The 608-nt window shown below is 69.7% G+C and carries 1 pseudogene; it reads left to right on the forward strand.

The features are described 5' to 3' along the window. Nucleotides 1-608, forward strand: a pseudogene (locus FK530_RS26095) (hypothetical protein); the annotation flags it as partial.

A 608-nucleotide genomic window follows, 5' to 3' on the forward strand; every position in this document is an offset into this window, starting at 1 on the left:
GACCACCCCGACGGGTTGGCCGACCCCCGCGGCTACTTCCAACGGCTGTGGGACCGGACGGGGGGTGCATGGACCGCGGCGGAGAAGATCCTGGGCAGTGAGGAGATGCTGCCTGCGGACTGGCCCGTGTGCGGCACCACCGGCTACGACACCTCCTGGCGCATCCACGCCCTCCAGGTGGACCCGGGTGCTGCGATGCCCTTGGGCGCGGTGATGCAGGAGATCGCCGGTGACTCGCCCTCGTCCTTCCCGAAGGTGGTGGCCACCGCCAAGCGTGACGTCATCGACACCTCGCTGTCCGCGGAGGTCCGCCGCCTGGCGAACCTGGTGTGGGAGATCTGCCAGCGCGACCTGCGCCTGCGTGACCACACCTTCCGTTCCATCGTGGAGTGCCTGCGCGCCCTGATCGTGGAGATGGACCGCTACCGCGCCTATGTGGTCCCCGGGACCGCCACACCCCAGTCCAGTCGCGACGTCCTCACCGCCGCGCGGGACCGCGCCTTCCTGGGGTTGGATCCCGATCTGGAGGACACCCTGGACGTGCTCCTGGCACTGGTCCAGGGCGATGAGGTCGGTTCAGCGGGACTGTCCACCCGCGATGACCGTCG

Origin of the sequence: Tsukamurella conjunctivitidis (genome assembly GCF_007858475.1) — a bacterium.
Classification (GTDB): Bacteria; Actinomycetota; Actinomycetes; order Mycobacteriales; family Mycobacteriaceae; genus Tsukamurella; species Tsukamurella conjunctivitidis.